Origin of the sequence: Streptomyces sp. CHD11 (assembly GCF_018638295.1) — a bacterium.
GTDB lineage: Bacteria > Actinomycetota > Actinomycetes > Streptomycetales > Streptomycetaceae > Streptomyces.
The window spans coordinates 26,093-39,632 of record NZ_JABTTS010000027.1; the positions used below are offsets into that span (position 1 = coordinate 26,093).

Consider the following 13,540-nt stretch of genomic DNA (forward strand, 5'->3'; position numbering starts at 1 on the left):
CTCCGCTTGCGGGACGGGAAAGGGTGGCGAGGGCGGAAGGAACCTCCGGTCACGACCAGCGGCCCCCTCGCTGGGCCCGGGGGCGTACACGCAGTGCGACGGCTGAACGTACGGAGGTACCCGCCAGGGCCGTCCGGCCGGAGCGTGAGTGGCGGCGCCGCGTCCCGGGAAGCAGGGGCGGATCAGGAGTGCAGGGCCGCGAGGTAGCCGGGCAGGGCGGTGCCGGGGGCGAGACCCGGGTCGGCGAGCGGTGTGCCGTAGCCCTTGCGCAGGGGGACGACACCGGCCCAGTGCGGCAGGCCGAGGTCTTCGGGCTCGTCGTTCGCGCCGCCCGTGCGGAGCTTGGCGGAGACCTCGGCCAGTTCGAGCCGGAGCACCGCGGTGGCGGCCAGCTCCTTCCTGTCGGCCGGCCGGGAGTCGGCGGCGCGGCCCGGCACGACATGGTCGACCAGGGCGTCGAGGGCCTGCCGCTTCTCCTCGGGGTCGGTCACGTCGTGGGCGAGACCGTGCACCACCACCGAGCGGTAGTTGACCGAGTGGTGGAACGCCGAGCGGGCCAGCACCAGCGCGTCGACGTGGGTGACGGTCAGACAGACCGGCAGGCCGGCGTCGGCCCGGCCGGCCGCCCGCAGCGGGCGCGAGCCGGTCGAGCCGTGGACGTAGAGGACCTCGCCGATCCGGCCGTAGAGCGTCGGCAGCACCACCGGCGCTCCGTCCCGGACAAAACCGAGATGGCAGACGTAGCCCTCGTCGAGTATCGCGTGCACCAGCTCCTTGTCGTACGCGGCTCGGCCGGGGGAGCGGGTGGGAACGGTGCGCTCGGTGGGCGGATAGGTGGTGATGGCGGGCCGCTGCCGCGGTGGCGTGCTCCCCTGCATGGCGCTCTCCATTGTACTAGTGCATAATTGGCTTTGTGCTAGGAGAGTATCGGATCAGTGGGCGGCGTGCAGCGGAGATCTCCGCGGACATCGAGCGCGGGGTGGGCGAGGGGGAGCTGAGACCGGGTGAACTGCTTCCGTCGATAAGGGAGTTGGCGGAACGGCTCGAGGTCAATCCGAACACCGTCGCGGCCGCGTACCGGACACTGCGGGAGCGTGGGGTCATCGAGACCGCCGGGCGACGGGGCAGCCGGGTGCGGTCCAAGCCGGCGACCACGGCGCGCGACGCCATGCGGGTGGAGGTCCCGCCGGGCGTGCGGGACGTCTCCGAGGGCAACCCGGACCCCGCGCTGCTGCCGGCGCTCGCCGGCGCGTTCGCGGCGGCGGCCGGGCAGGGCGACCGGGAGCCGGTGCTGTACGGACACGCGCCGGTGGACCCCGGGCTGGCACGTCTGGCCCGGGCGGGGATGGACGCCGACGGTGTTCCCGACGGCCCCGTCGCCGTCGCGTCGGGCGCCCTGGACGCGGTCGAGCGGGTACTGGCGGCGCATCTCAGTCCCGGGGACGCGGTCGCCGTGGAGGACCCCGGCTGGGGAAGTCTGCTGGACCTGGTCCCGGCGCTGGGGCTGCGGACCGTCCCGGTCGGCGTCGACGACGAGGGTCCGCTCCCCGACGCCGTACGGGCGGCCCTGGCGCACGGCGCGCGCGCCCTGATCGTCACCGACCGCGCGCAGAACCCGACCGGCGCGGCCCTGAGCGGCGCACGTGCGCGCGCTCTGCGGTCGGTGCTCGCCGATCACCCGGACACGCTGCTGATCGAGGACGACCACGGGCATCACATCGTCGACCACCCCCTCCACCCCCTCGCCGGGCCCACCCGGAGCTGGGCCTTCGTACGCTCGGCGGCCAAGGCGTACGGCCCCGATCTGCGGCTCGCCGTGCTCACCGGGGACACGGTCACCCTCGACCGGGTGCGGGGCAGGCAGCGGCTCGGGCCGGGCTGGGTCAGTCTGATCGTCCAGCGTGCGGTGGCGCGGCTGTGGAGCGAGGCCGCGGTGGATCCGGCGGCCGTGGCGGCAGGATACGGGCGGCGCCGGGACGGGCTGACCGGGGCGCTGGCCCGGCGCGGGATCGTCGCGCACGGGCGCACCGGCATGAACGTCTGGGTGCCGGTCCCGGACGAGACCGCGGCCGTCGCCCGGCTGCTGCACGCGGGCTGGGCGGTGGCCCCCGGAGCCCGCTTCCGGACGAACGCGCCGCCGGGCATCCGCGTCACCGTCTCGGGACTCCGGGAGGGGGACATCGAGCCCCTGGCCGAGTCGATCGCCCTGGCACTCGGCCCCGCCGGAGGGCCGGAGCGGACCTACGCCTGAGGCGCGGAACACCGGCACCGGCAGGACCGCCGCCGTCAGCCATGACCAGCGGCGCGCTCGGAGTGCGGCGGGCGGCGCGGATCGTCACGCGGCCGTCCGGTGCCGGCGGCAGTGGACGCGCGCGACGCAAGGCGCGGGCGGACGAGCGGCGGGCGCGTGCGGCCGGGAGGGGCGGTCCCGGGCTCGGGCGGATTCAGCATGTCTGGTGCGGGCGCTCCGGCCGTCGGCTCCAGAGGGGCGGCTGCGCCCGGTGGGGCGCTCCCGGCGCGGCGGCCGGGGGCGGGGCGCCGTCGTGGCGTGGTCACGGCCGGCGCTTCGGCTTCATCTGCGTCAGGGCCGCGCCCGCCAGCACGATCGCCGCGCCCACCGGTGTGGACCAGTTCAGCGTCTCGCCGAGCAGCACGATGCCGGCCGCGGCGGCGATCACCGGGACGAAGTAGGTGACCATCTGGCCGGTCGTGGGTCCGACCTCGGCGACGAGACCGTACTGGAGGAGTACGGCCAGCCCCGTGCCCAGCGTGCCCAGGGTCGCGACCGCCAGCAGCGGCCCGACGGCGAAGGTGTTCGGAAGGCTGGTGAACAACGGGGTCACGACGGCCAGCTGGACGGTCGCCAGCAGCAGTTGGCCACCGGTGAGGGAAAGGTGCGAGTGGCTGCTGCCGGCCAGGGTGCGACGGACGTAGATCCAGCCGACGGGATAGCTCAGCGAGGCGAGCAGCGCCAGAGCGGTGCCCCGGGCGTCCAGTCCCTGGAAACCCTGCCAGGCGCCCAGAACGGTCAGCACTCCAAGGAAACCCAGGCCCAGCCCCGCCACCCGCACCCGGGTCGGCCGGTCCTCGGACAGCGCCACCAGCGACAGCGCCATCCCCCACAGCGGCGAGGTCGCGTTGCAGATGCCGGCCAGCGTGGACGGGATGGTCAGTTCCGCGAAGGCGAACAGCGAGAACGGCAGGGCGTTCAGCAGGAAACCGGCGATCGCGAGATGGCCCCAGGTCCGCACACCGCGTGGCAGCCGCTCCCGCCGTACCGCCATGGCGACCGCGAGGACGGCGGTCCCGAAGGCCAGCCGGCCGAGGGTGACCTGGAACGGGGCATAGCCCTGGGTGCCGACCTTGATGAGGAGGAAGCTGAAGCCCCAGATCAGGGACAGCGCCGCGAAACGCAGCCGCCAGTCCAGACGGGGGCGGGTGCGGTCCGGGGCGTGGCCGGCCGGGCCCGGCGTGGTGGTGGTCGCGGTGACGCTGCTCATGGACGCAACGATGCTGCACGGTGATCTCGTAGCACAATCGAGATTTCGCACGCGGTATCTCGTAGCATCGCTTACATGTTGAACCTGGAGCGCCTGCGCACCCTGGACGCCCTCGCCCGGCACGGGTCGGTCAGCGGCGCGGCCGAAGGGCTGCACATCACGACCTCGGCCGTCTCCCAGCAGATGTCCAAACTGGAGCGCGAGGTCGGTCAGCAACTGCTCGCCAGGAACGGGCGGGGTGTCCGGCTCACCGACGCGGGCCGGCTGCTCGCCGAGCATGCCGCGCGGATCCTGTCCCAGGTCGAACTCGCCCAGTCCGATCTGGAGGCGCAGCGCGGTCAGGTCGCGGGGGAGCTGCGGGTCTCGGCGTTCCCGACCGCGGCGCGGGGGCTGTTCCCGGTCGCGCTCGCGGATCTGCGGGAAGGGCATCCCGCGCTGCGCGTGCGCTCCCGCGAACTGGAACCCGAGGCGGGCGTCAGGGGAGTGGTGCGCGGGGATCTCGATCTCGCCGTCGTGCTCGACTGGTACAACAAGCCGATGTCGCTGCCCAACGGGTTGGTCAAGGCGCTGCTGCTCGACGATCCGGCCGATGTGGCGCTGCCGGCCGGTCACCGGCTGGCCGGCCGGGAGGAGGTGGATCTCGCCGAGTTCGCCGAGGACGAGTGGATCACCTGGGGCGAGGGCGAGTTCTGCCACGAGTGGCTGATGTTCACCCTGCGCTCCAAGGGCATCGAGCCGATCGTCGGCCACCGCGCCGCCGAGAGCCACACCCAGCTCAGCCTGGTCGCCGCGGGGCTCGGCGTCTGCATCGCCCCGGTACTCGGCCGCAATCCGCTGCCCGACGGGGTGGTGACCGTCCCGCTCCGGCAGCGCCTGCGACGGCATGTCCACGTGGTCTGGCGCGCGGACGCGGACCGCCGCCCGTCCATCCGGGCGGCGGTGCGGGCACTGCGGGCGGCGGGTGAGCGCGTAGGGGCGACCGGCGGGAGCGGCGAGCCCTCTACGACCCGGGCGGCTGCGGCAGTTTCCTGAAGTCCCAGGACACGATCTTCTCGGGTGTCAGGCGCAGCCAGGCGTGCCGGCCGTCGTGGGGCATCTCGTCCAGGCCGAAGTTTTTGCGGGCGAACAGCGTCTCGGGGACGTCGAGTTCCGCGTGCAGCTCACCCGTGCGCGGGATCTCGCCCACGAACTCCACCCGCCCGGACAGCTCGGCGCCGCGCAGTTCGTCGTACTCCTCGCCGGTGTCGATCACGATCGCCACCCGGGGATCCCGCCGCAGATCCGCCCACCGCTTGCTGCGGACCACGGAGTAGAGCCACAGCGAGGTGCCGTCCCAGGCGAACCAGAGCGTGCTGACGTGCGGCGCTCCGTCGGCGGACACCGTGGCGACCCGGCAGGTGCGCTGGCCGGTGAGGAAGTCGTCCAGCTCGCCGGGCATCATCATGATCTTCCGGCCCCGGCGCTGCGTGGCGGTCATACGGTCCCTTCTCTCATGTCGCGGCAGGTTCAGGCGAGGGTGATCGAGTCCCCGCTGACGGTGATCTCCACCGCGGGCAGTGGTGCTTTCGCGGGGCCGCCCTTCACACTGCCGTCGGCGATCGAGAAGTTGCTGTTGTGACAGGGGCAGTTGATGACTCCGTCCGCGACGCTCTTCACCGCGCAGCCCTGGTGGGTGCAGGTCGCCGAGAAGGCCTTGAACTCGCCTGCCGAGGGCTGGGTGACGACGACTTTTCGGTCGGCGAAGACCTTGCCCCCTCCCTCCGGGATGTCGGCGGTCGAGGCGAGTGTCGCGCCGGCGGTGTCGTCGGACGCGCCGCCGGCGGAACCGGAGTCCGCGGAGGAGCTGGACCCGTCGTCGGAATCCCCGCACGCGGTCAGCGCGACGGCGAGGCCCGCCGCTCCGGCCGCCGCCACGACGGTTCGACGGGCGGGTCCGGATGCGGATTGAAACGATGCGCTCATGCCGGTGTGTCCCTTCCGGGGGCAGACAGTTGATCTAGGGAGAGGTACGGTCAGCGGGCCCACGCTGTTCAGGCGGTACCGGAAGCTTGACGTGCCCGCGGTCGGACGGACGTAAATCACGACTGTCGTTTCCCTGTCGGGCGCGGTCCTTCCCTCCCGGGCCGCGTCCGACGTGCGGTGACACGCCAGTAACCTGGGGCGATGCTCAAGGAAGTCACCGCGACCCGTTTCATCGCGCCGCTGCGCGAGGGCGGTTCGCTGCCGGGACTGATCGAGGCCGACGATCTCGGGATGTACGTCCTGAAGTTCGCCGGTGCCGGGCAGGGCCGTAAGACGCTGGTCGCCGAGGTGGTCTGCGGCGAACTCGCCCGCCGACTGGGGCTGAGGGTCCCGCGGCTGGCCACCGTCGAGCTCGATCCGGTGCTCGGGCTCGGGGAGCCCGAGCAGGAGGTGCAACAGCTGCTGAGATCCAGCGGCGGCACCAATCTCGGCATGGACTTCCTCTCCGGCGCCCTAGGCTTCGACCCGCTCGCCTCCGAGGTCGGCTCCGGGGAAGCAGGGCGGATCGTCTGGTTCGACGCACTGGTGAACAACGTCGACCGCTCCTGGCGCAACCCCAACATGCTCCGCCGGCGCGGCGAACTCTGGCTCATCGACCACGGCGCGACGATGATCTGGCACCACAACTGGCCCGGCGCCGCCGTCTCCGCCGCCCGCCCCTACGACGCCTCCGACCACGCGTTGAACACCTTCGCGCCGGACGTCGCGGCCGCGGCGGAGGAGTTGGCGCCGCGGATCACCGGGGAACTGCTGGCCGAGGTCACCGCGGAGATCCCCGACGTCTGGCTGGCCGGCGAGCCGGGCTTCGACACGCCCGACGAGCTCCGGCAGGCCTACGCCAGGCCGCTGCTCGCCCGCGCGGGCACCGTCCACCAGCGCATCCGCGGCCTTCAGGGGGAGCAGTGAGCGACCGGCACGTCTTCGAGTACGCGCTGATGAGGGTCGTACCGCGCATCGAACGGGGCGAGTGCGTCAACGCCGGGGTGCTCGTGTACTGCCGCCGGAAGTCCTTCGTCGCCGCCCGCACCCACCTCGACGAGGCGCGGCTGCTGGCCCTCGACCCCACGGCCGACCTGCCCGGTGTACGGGCGGCGCTGCGCGCGGTCGAGGGTGTCTGCGCGGGCGGGGACGCCGCGGGGCAGGCGGCGGGGGACGATGCCGGGCGGCGCTTCCGCTGGCTGATCGCGCCCCGGTCCACCATCGTCCAGCCCGGCCCCGTGCACACAGGGCTCACGGCCGATCCGGCGGCTGAGACGGACCGGCTGCTCGACCTGCTCGTGCGCTGACCGGGGCCGCGGACGCCGTCCGATGGCCGCTGTCCGATGGCCGCTGTCCGCTGTCCGATGGCCGGTCGGACGCGGACGGCGGAGTGGCGCGGTGTCACCGCCGTGCTCCCCGGGGCGGACGCGGCGCCCCGGCGCGACCGGCCGGTGCGGCTTCCGGGCGGGGTCAGGGGCGCCGGCGTCTCATGAGGTAGCCGGTCGCGAGCAGGGCGCCCGTCACGAAGGCCGCGCCGACGCCGATGTCCCGGCCGCTGGGTCCGGACCCGGAGGACCCGCCCAGTCCGCCCGCCACGCCGCGCGTCGGCGCCACGGGGGCGGAAGCCGTCGGCGCGGCGGTTGTCGTGGTGGGTGCCGCGGTGTCGAGGGCCGTCGTGGTCGGGGCCGCCGGCGCCGGCGTGGCCGTAGCCGTCCGGGTGGGCGAAGCGGTGGTCAGGGACGGTGACGGTGACCCGGTCGCAGCGGTGGCGGAGGGGAAGGCGGACGGCGCGGGCCGGAAGGTGGACGAGGTGAGGCCCCGCCGGGCAAGTGCCTCGCAGGCCACGCCGTCGTCCGGACCCGGGTCCTCGTCGAGCCGGTGCGGATCGCTCCGGTCCAGGTCGAAGAAGGTCTGCGCGTCCTCCTGGTAGGTGAAGTCGCTGCAGTCCAGGTCCTGGGCGTGAGCGGTGTCGGCCAACGGCACGATCGCACAGAGCGCGATCAGCGTGCCTATGGCACCGGTGCGACGACGCATGGAGCGCCTCCTTTCCGGCCACGGGTGGCTCGCGCTTCGACGCTATGGGTGCTCCGGCGCGGGGGCGCGCGGCGCTGAGCCGATCGGGTGCCGCCCGGGGGCGCGGACGCCGCGCGCGGACCGGTCGCCGGGGCGTTCGCGCAGGGAATGGATCACACACGCGCGGGGTGCCGTTGACACCGGGTGCCAGGGCTTCTAGCGTCACGTCTGCTGAAGGTACTAAGCGGTCGCTCATTGAACTGAGTCCGGCCGCAGGAGCCGCACCCCTAGGGCGAGGAGAAGCAGCAATGTCCACCACTGAGCAGCGGGTCGCGGTGGTCACCGGCGCCGCGCGCGGCATCGGCGCCGCCACCGCCGTACGACTGGCCGCCGAAGGCCGCGCGGTCGCCGTGATCGACCTCGACGAGGCCGCCTGCAAGGACACCGTCGAGAAGATCACCGCCGCCGGCGGCAAGGCCCTCGCGGTCGGCTGCGACGTCTCCGACGAGGCGCAGGTCGAGGCGGCTGTCGCGCGGATCACCGAGGAACTCGGTGCACCCACCATCCTGGTCAACAACGCGGGCGTGCTGCGCGACAACCTGCTGTTCAAGATGAGCGTCTCCGACTGGGACACCGTCATGAACGTGCATCTGCGCGGCGCCTTCCTGATGTCGAAGGCATGCCAGAAGCACATGGTCGACGCCGGTTTCGGCCGGATCGTGAACCTGTCCTCCTCGTCCGCGCTCGGCAACCGGGGCCAGGCCAACTACTCCGCCGCCAAGGCCGGTCTGCAGGGCTTCACCAAGACCCTCGCCAAGGAACTCGGCAAGTTCGGCGTCACCGCCAACTCCGTCGCTCCCGGCTTCATCGCCACCGAGATGACCAAGGCCACCGCGGACCGCGTCGGCATGGGGTTCGAGGACTTCAAGGCCGCCGCCGCCACCCAGATCCCGGTCGCCCGCGTCGGCGAGCCCGAGGACATCGCCAACGCCATCGCCTTCTTCACCGGCGAGGCCGCCGGCTTCGTCTCCGGCCAGGTGCTGTACGTCGCCGGCGGACCGCTCGACTAGGAAGACCGGGAACATGACTGCTGTGGAACTTTCGGGCAAGGTCGCCCTGATCACCGGTGCCAGCCGCGGCATCGGCTACGGCGTCGCCGAGGCGCTCGTCGCGCGCGGCGACCGGGTGTGCCTCACCGGCAGAGGTGAGGACGCCCTCAAGGAGGCCGTCGAGAAACTCGGTCCGGACCGGGCCGTGTACGTCGCAGGCAAGGCACACGACGAGGCCCACCAGGCCGTGGCCGTCGAGCGTGTCATGGAGGCGTTCGGCCGCGTCGACTACCTGGTCAACAACGCCGGCACCAACCCGGTGTTCGGGGCGATCGCCGATCTCGACCTGAACGTGGCGCGCAAGGTGTTCGAGACCAACGTGATCTCGGCGCTGGGCTTCGCGCAGAAGACCTGGCACGCCTGGCAGAAGGACAACGGCGGCGCGATCGTCAACATCGCCTCCGTCGCCGGTCTCGCGCCCTCGCCGTTCATCGCCGCCTACGGCGTCAGCAAGGCCGCGCTGATCAACCTGACCCAGCAACTGGCGCACGAGTTCGCGCCCGCGGTGCGGGTCAACGCCATCGCCCCGGCGGTGGTGAAGACCAAGTTCGCGCAGGCCCTGTACGAGGGCCGGGAAGCGGAGGCCGCCGCCGGATACCCGCTGGGCCGGCTCGGCGTGCCGTCCGACATCGGCGGCGCCGCCGCCTTCCTCACCTCCGAGCAGTCGGACTGGGTCACCGGCCAGACCCTGGTCGTCGACGGCGGCATCTTCCTGAACGCCGGCGTGGCCTGACCCCCCCCAGCGGCCCCCGCGCGTGCCTCGCGCACACGCGCGGGGGCCGTTCCGGACGGCCCCGGAAAGGGCCCTCCGTTGACGAAAACGGCGCCGGTGTCGGTGTATCGGGACCACAACGGCGAGTGACAACGTAGTCATCGGAGAGTTGATCTCAAGGGTCCTCCGGAGGAGGGTCAGCGGGCGTTTCCCTGCGGTATGGTCTGCCGACCCTTGGCATGGCAGATCGAGGAGCGTGCGCGTGTTCAACCGGAACCGATGCCTGCGGCGGGTGGCGGCCATCGCGTCCATATCGTCTCTGGTGACCGGATGCGGACTGCTGTCCCCCGGCGACCCGGACGACGAGGGACCTATCGTCGTGGGAACCACCAGCTCGCCCAGCACGCTGGATCCTGCCGCCTCCTGGGACAGCTCCTGGGAGCTGTTCCGCAACATCTACCAGACCCTGCTGAGTTACCCGGTCGGAGCGACCAGCCCTCAGCCGGACGCCGCGGAGAGCTGCGAGTTCTCCGACAGCTCCAACAAGGTGTTCCGCTGCGAACTGCGCGAGGGCCTTACGTTCTCCGACGGCGGCACGCTCGACGCCAAGGCGGTCAAGCACTCGATCGACCGGATCCGGCAGATCAACGTCAACGGCGGCCCCGCCGGTCTGCTGGGCAGCCTCGAGAGGGTGCAGGCGCCCAGCGAGCGCGAGGTCGTCTTCCACCTCAACAAGCCGGACGCCACCTTCCCGTTCGTGCTCGCCACCCCCGCGATGTCGATCGTCGACCCGGACTCCTACCCGGCGGACGCGCTGCGCGAGGACGCCGGCGTCGTCGGTTCGGGGCCGTACGCCCTCGGCTCGTACGAGGAGGGCAAGAGGGCCGAACTCGTCCGCAACGAGCGGTACAAGGGCTTCGCCGAACGGAAGAACAGCGCGGTGACCGTCCGCTACTTCCAGGATTCGGCCGCCATGGTCAAAGCGCTGCGCGACGACGAACTCGACCTGACGTACCGCGGTCTGGCCGCGGACGACGTCATCGACTTCCAGGGCAAGGCCTCCAAGGAGGAGGAGATCCAGCTCATCGAAGGCACCGGGACCGACATCAACTACCTGGTGTTCAACCCGAAGGACCCGTGGTCCGGCAAGAAGGCGGTGCGCCAGGCCATCGCTCAGATCGTCGACCGCGCGGCGATCGCGCACAAGATCTACCGGGACACCGTCGACCCGCTGTACTCGATGGTCCCCAAGGGCCTGACCGGGCACACCACCGGTTTCTTCGACGACTACGGCGAGCCCAGCGTCGACAAGGCCCGGGAGATCCTCACCGACGCGGGCATCGACGAGCCGGTCCCGCTCACCCTCTGGTACACCACGGACCGCTACGGCTCCGAGACCGGGCTGGAGTTCAAGGAGCTCGAGCGGCAGCTGGAGGCGTCGGAACTCTTCGACATCACCCTCAAGAGCCGCCCCTGGAAGACGTATGTCGAGGGCTACCAGAAGGGTGAGTACCCGGTGTTCGGACGCGGCTGGTCGCCGGACTTCCCGGACGCGGACAACTTCATCGCCCCGTTCGTCGGCAAGCAGAACGCGCTCGGCACGCCCTACGAGGCGGAGAAGATCACGACCGAGCTGCTGCCCAGCTCCCGCCGGGAGAGCGACCGCGGCAACGTGGTGAAGCAGTTCGAGGAGGCCCAGGACATCCTCGTCGAGGACGCGCGGCTGCTGCCCCTGTGGCAGGGCCGGCAGTACGTGGCGGCCAGCCGGGACATCTCGGGCGCGGAGCGCTCGATGGACCCGTCCACGATCATGATGATGTGGCAGCTGTCCCGCAAGACCAGCTGGTAGCGCCGGACGCACGGCCGCCGGGCCGGTTGTCAGTGGTCGCCTGTAGGTTCTGTGGCCTGGAAGTGACCGCACATGTGAGGACGTTGACGTGACCGACACCGCCATGCTGCCCGAGTCCTGGCGCGGGGTTCTGGGCGACGAACTGCAGCAGCCCTACTTCAAGGAGCTGACCGGGTTCGTCGAGGAGGAGCGGGCGAGGGGTCCCGTCTATCCGCCCCGCGAGGAGGTCTTCGCGGCGCTGGACGCCACACCGTACGACAAGGTCAAGGTCCTGATCCTCGGCCAGGACCCCTACCACGGCGAGGGCCAGGGCCACGGCCTGTGCTTCTCGGTCCGGCCGGGCGTCAGGATCCCGCCGTCCCTGCGGAACATCTACAAGGAGATGCACACCGATCTCGGCACGCCCGTTCCGGACAACGGCTATCTGATGCCCTGGGCGGAGCAGGGCGTGCTGCTGCTCAACGCGGTGCTCACGGTGCGCGCCGGCGAGGCCAACTCGCACAAGGGCCGGGGCTGGGAGCGGTTCACCGACGCGGTCATCCGCGCGGTCGCCGGCCGCCCCGACCCTGCGGTCTTCGTGCTGTGGGGGAACTACGCGCAGAAGAAGCTGCCGCTGATCGACGAGAGCCGGCACGTGGTGGTCAAGGGGGCGCACCCCTCGCCGCTGTCGGCGAAGAAGTTCTTCGGATCCCGTCCGTTCACCCGGATCGACGAGGCGGTGGCCGCGCAGGGCCATGAGCCGATCGACTGGTCCCTGCCGTCCCTGGGCTGAGGCCGTTCGGCGCGCCGGGTGCGGGTCCGCGCCGGATCCGCACCGGGCCGCCCGGGTGCCACGGAGCGGCCTGTCCGGTATCGCCCCCGCCGGCGGTTAGCGTCGGTGGTGACAGCCGGCGACCGGTGCGGAGGACGTGGTGGCGGAGCGACAGGGGCAGGCGGCGCCGGACGCCGTGCTGACGCGGATCGGTCAGGTCGTGATGCTGCACCACGCGGGGGACCGCGAGGAGGCCCGGCACCGCTTCCTCGGGCTGTGGGCGGAGATCGGTGAGCACGGCGACCCGCTGCACCGCTGCACCCTCGCGCACTACCTCGCCGACACCCAGGACGACCCCGGGGACGAACTGGCCTGGGATCTGCGGGCCCTGACCGCGGCGGAGGAGGCCGCGGACGACCGCGCCGGCGCGCACGAGAACTCCCCCGCGGTGCGTGCCTTCTACCCCTCACTGCAACTGAACCTCGCCGCCGACTACGCCCGCCTCGGCCGCTCCGACGCCGCCCGCAGCCATCTCCACCGGGCCCGGGACGCCGCCCGCACCCTCGCCGACGACCGCTACGGTCAGGGCGTGCGTTCCGCCATCCGGCGGCTGGAGCTCCGACTGGACGAGGAGGACCCGCCCGGCGGCCGGGTGCCGCCGGGACTGCGGCGCTAGGTGTATTGATCACGAGCGTTGTCAACGCTGGCGGGGCTTGAACATGGCGAAGACCTCCGGTGTGGTGGAGCTGTCTAGGACTGCACCGCACGGAGGTCTTCGTGTCCCACCGTAATGCCCGGCTGACCGTTCACGGCAGGCGGCTGCTCATCGAGCGTGTCCGCACCGGCCGCCCTGTCGCGCACGTCACCTCCGTGCCGCGCGTGCCGGTCGGAGACGATTCGTGGCCCGTGCCCGTGCCCGTGCCCGTGCCCTGGCGCGCCGCGCGGCGTCCGTGCCGGTCCGCGGGGCCGGGTCCGTGGCCGCCGGGGTCCGCCCGGCTGCCGTGCGCCGGTGCCGGAGCGGCCTGGTCAGCGGCCGTAGGTGTCCTGGCAGATCGCGGCCTCCGGGCTGTCCGCACGCCAGCCGCCGTACTCCCTGCCCAGCGCGCAGAGGTCCGCGCCGCCGCCGGCGCCGGGGCGCACCGACGCCGTGATGTCGGGGAGTTCCACCGGCGGGCGTCGCGGGGGGACCGCCCGGTCCGGTTCGGGGCGGGCGGAGCGCGGCTGCCCGTTCCTGCCGTCGGCGGGGTCCGGGTCCGGCGCGGCGCCGCGGCCGGCGCGGTGCGAGGGCGACGCGGTGGCCGCAGGGGGCCGGGGGGTGCCGACCATCTCCAGCGCCTCGCTCGCCGGTGCCTGCACGATCTGCGTCTCGTTCGTCCCCACCGGACGTGGAGCGGTCCCCGCCGGGGCCGTCGCCGGGCCGGGCGCGAGGGGACGCTGGACCGTCATACAGCCCGAGAGGGCGGAGACCGCCACGGTCACCAGAAGCGTTGCTGTGGTCGTCGTTCGATGCACCCGCGCCACTCTGCTGGCTCCGGCCGCCCGGGAGGGGACGGACAGGCGCAGCATGCCCCGCACGAGTGATCTCCCGCCCCGTACGGGGGCCCC

The 13,540-nt window shown here is 72.4% G+C and carries 15 protein-coding genes and 1 pseudogene; 10 read left to right on the plus strand and 6 right to left on the minus strand.

Features of this window, described 5'->3' with window-relative positions; all coding sequences use genetic code 11:
* Positions 1-182: 182 nt before the first annotated feature.
* A complete protein-coding gene (locus tag HTV45_RS24070) occupies positions 183-878 on the minus strand; it encodes a pyridoxamine 5'-phosphate oxidase family protein (RefSeq protein ID WP_215207949.1) in 696 nt (231 codons plus the stop codon).
* A 35-nt stretch (positions 879-913) separates the two neighbouring features.
* On the opposite strand from HTV45_RS24070, the gene HTV45_RS24075 reads away from it, so the two are divergent.
* On the plus strand, positions 914-2,251 hold the full coding sequence (locus HTV45_RS24075; protein WP_215207950.1) for an aminotransferase class I/II-fold pyridoxal phosphate-dependent enzyme: 1,338 nt from the start codon (positions 914-916) through the stop codon (positions 2,249-2,251).
* 301 nt (positions 2,252-2,552) lie between these two features.
* On the opposite strand, the gene HTV45_RS24080 is transcribed toward HTV45_RS24075, so the two are convergent.
* Entirely contained in the window at positions 2,553-3,500 is a 948-nt protein-coding gene (locus HTV45_RS24080) for a DMT family transporter (RefSeq protein ID WP_215207951.1), read from the minus strand.
* A 75-nt stretch (positions 3,501-3,575) separates the two neighbouring features.
* On the opposite strand from HTV45_RS24080, the gene HTV45_RS24085 reads away from it, so the two are divergent.
* Positions 3,576-4,532: a LysR family transcriptional regulator gene (locus HTV45_RS24085; RefSeq protein ID WP_215207952.1), complete on the plus strand. Its 957-nt coding sequence runs from the start codon at positions 3,576-3,578 to the stop codon at positions 4,530-4,532.
* Here the strand turns inward: HTV45_RS24085 and HTV45_RS24090 are convergent.
* Both HTV45_RS24090 and HTV45_RS24095 read right to left on the minus strand, forming a co-directional pair.
* Positions 4,501-4,977: a pyridoxamine 5'-phosphate oxidase family protein gene (locus HTV45_RS24090; protein WP_215207953.1), complete on the minus strand. Its 477-nt coding sequence runs from the start codon at positions 4,975-4,977 to the stop codon at positions 4,501-4,503. The genes HTV45_RS24085 and HTV45_RS24090 overlap by 32 nt on opposite strands.
* A 29-nt stretch (positions 4,978-5,006) precedes the next feature.
* The gene (locus HTV45_RS24095) at positions 5,007-5,462 is read right to left on the minus strand and encodes a Rieske (2Fe-2S) protein (RefSeq protein ID WP_215207954.1); all 456 of its coding nucleotides are present in this window, start codon (positions 5,460-5,462) and stop codon (positions 5,007-5,009) included.
* Between the two features lie 201 nt (positions 5,463-5,663).
* On the opposite strand from HTV45_RS24095, the gene HTV45_RS24100 reads away from it, so the two are divergent.
* Both HTV45_RS24100 and HTV45_RS24105 read left to right on the plus strand, forming a co-directional pair.
* Positions 5,664-6,428: a HipA family kinase gene (locus HTV45_RS24100; RefSeq protein ID WP_215207955.1), complete on the plus strand. Its 765-nt coding sequence runs from the start codon at positions 5,664-5,666 to the stop codon at positions 6,426-6,428.
* On the plus strand, positions 6,425-6,808 hold the full coding sequence (locus tag HTV45_RS24105) for a DUF3037 domain-containing protein (RefSeq protein WP_215207956.1): 384 nt from the start codon (positions 6,425-6,427) through the stop codon (positions 6,806-6,808). The genes HTV45_RS24100 and HTV45_RS24105 overlap by 4 nt, the downstream gene beginning before the upstream one ends.
* A gap of 163 nt (positions 6,809-6,971) precedes the next feature.
* On the opposite strand, the gene HTV45_RS24110 is transcribed toward HTV45_RS24105, so the two are convergent.
* On the minus strand, positions 6,972-7,535 hold the full coding sequence (locus HTV45_RS24110; protein ID WP_215207957.1) for an excalibur calcium-binding protein: 564 nt from the start codon (positions 7,533-7,535) through the stop codon (positions 6,972-6,974).
* A 287-nt stretch (positions 7,536-7,822) separates the two neighbouring features.
* Here HTV45_RS24110 and fabG point away from each other — a divergent pair, with 287 nt between their 5' ends.
* The 6 genes and pseudogenes from fabG to HTV45_RS24140 form a co-directional block, all read left to right on the plus strand.
* Positions 7,823-8,584: a 3-oxoacyl-ACP reductase FabG gene (gene fabG, locus HTV45_RS24115; RefSeq protein ID WP_215207958.1), complete on the plus strand. Its 762-nt coding sequence runs from the start codon at positions 7,823-7,825 to the stop codon at positions 8,582-8,584.
* 13 nt (positions 8,585-8,597) lie between these two features.
* Positions 8,598-9,356 (plus strand): SDR family oxidoreductase, encoded by a 759-nt coding sequence (locus HTV45_RS24120; RefSeq protein WP_215207959.1) that lies wholly within the window; start codon positions 8,598-8,600, stop codon positions 9,354-9,356.
* A gap of 241 nt (positions 9,357-9,597) precedes the next feature.
* Positions 9,598-11,184 (plus strand): ABC transporter substrate-binding protein, encoded by a 1,587-nt coding sequence (locus tag HTV45_RS24125; RefSeq protein ID WP_215207960.1) that lies wholly within the window; start codon positions 9,598-9,600, stop codon positions 11,182-11,184.
* Positions 11,185-11,272: 88 nt separating this feature from the next.
* A complete protein-coding gene (ung, locus tag HTV45_RS24130; protein WP_215207961.1) occupies positions 11,273-11,956 on the plus strand; it encodes a uracil-DNA glycosylase in 684 nt (227 codons plus the stop codon).
* Positions 11,957-12,095: 139 nt separating this feature from the next.
* Positions 12,096-12,611: a hypothetical protein gene (locus HTV45_RS24135; protein ID WP_215207962.1), complete on the plus strand. Its 516-nt coding sequence runs from the start codon at positions 12,096-12,098 to the stop codon at positions 12,609-12,611.
* 101 nt (positions 12,612-12,712) lie between these two features.
* Positions 12,713-12,799 (plus strand): annotated as a pseudogene (locus tag HTV45_RS24140) (leucine zipper domain-containing protein); the annotation flags it as partial.
* Between the two features lie 162 nt (positions 12,800-12,961).
* On the opposite strand, the gene HTV45_RS24145 reads toward HTV45_RS24140, so the two are convergent.
* On the minus strand, positions 12,962-13,456 hold the full coding sequence (locus HTV45_RS24145) for a hypothetical protein (protein WP_215208107.1): 495 nt from the start codon (positions 13,454-13,456) through the stop codon (positions 12,962-12,964).
* Positions 13,457-13,540 lie beyond the last annotated feature (84 nt).

What these genes read in the sequence shown, in the direction of transcription:
- HTV45_RS24070 (WP_215207949.1), bottom strand. Translation starts at nt 878, where the DNA reads ATGCAGGGGAGCACGCCACCGCGGCAGCGGCCCGCCATCACCACCTAT.
- HTV45_RS24080 (WP_215207951.1), bottom strand. Translation starts at nt 3,500, where the DNA reads ATGAGCAGCGTCACCGCGACCACCACCACGCCGGGCCCGGCCGGCCAC.
- HTV45_RS24085 (WP_215207952.1), top strand. Translation starts at nt 3,576, where the DNA reads ATGTTGAACCTGGAGCGCCTGCGCACCCTGGACGCCCTCGCCCGGCAC.
- HTV45_RS24090 (WP_215207953.1), bottom strand. Translation starts at nt 4,977, where the DNA reads ATGACCGCCACGCAGCGCCGGGGCCGGAAGATCATGATGATGCCCGGC.
- HTV45_RS24095 (WP_215207954.1), bottom strand. Translation starts at nt 5,462, where the DNA reads ATGAGCGCATCGTTTCAATCCGCATCCGGACCCGCCCGTCGAACCGTC.
- HTV45_RS24100 (WP_215207955.1), top strand. Translation starts at nt 5,664, where the DNA reads ATGCTCAAGGAAGTCACCGCGACCCGTTTCATCGCGCCGCTGCGCGAG.
- HTV45_RS24110 (WP_215207957.1), bottom strand. Translation starts at nt 7,535, where the DNA reads ATGCGTCGTCGCACCGGTGCCATAGGCACGCTGATCGCGCTCTGTGCG.
- fabG (WP_215207958.1), top strand. Translation starts at nt 7,823, where the DNA reads ATGTCCACCACTGAGCAGCGGGTCGCGGTGGTCACCGGCGCCGCGCGC.
- HTV45_RS24120 (WP_215207959.1), top strand. Translation starts at nt 8,598, where the DNA reads ATGACTGCTGTGGAACTTTCGGGCAAGGTCGCCCTGATCACCGGTGCC.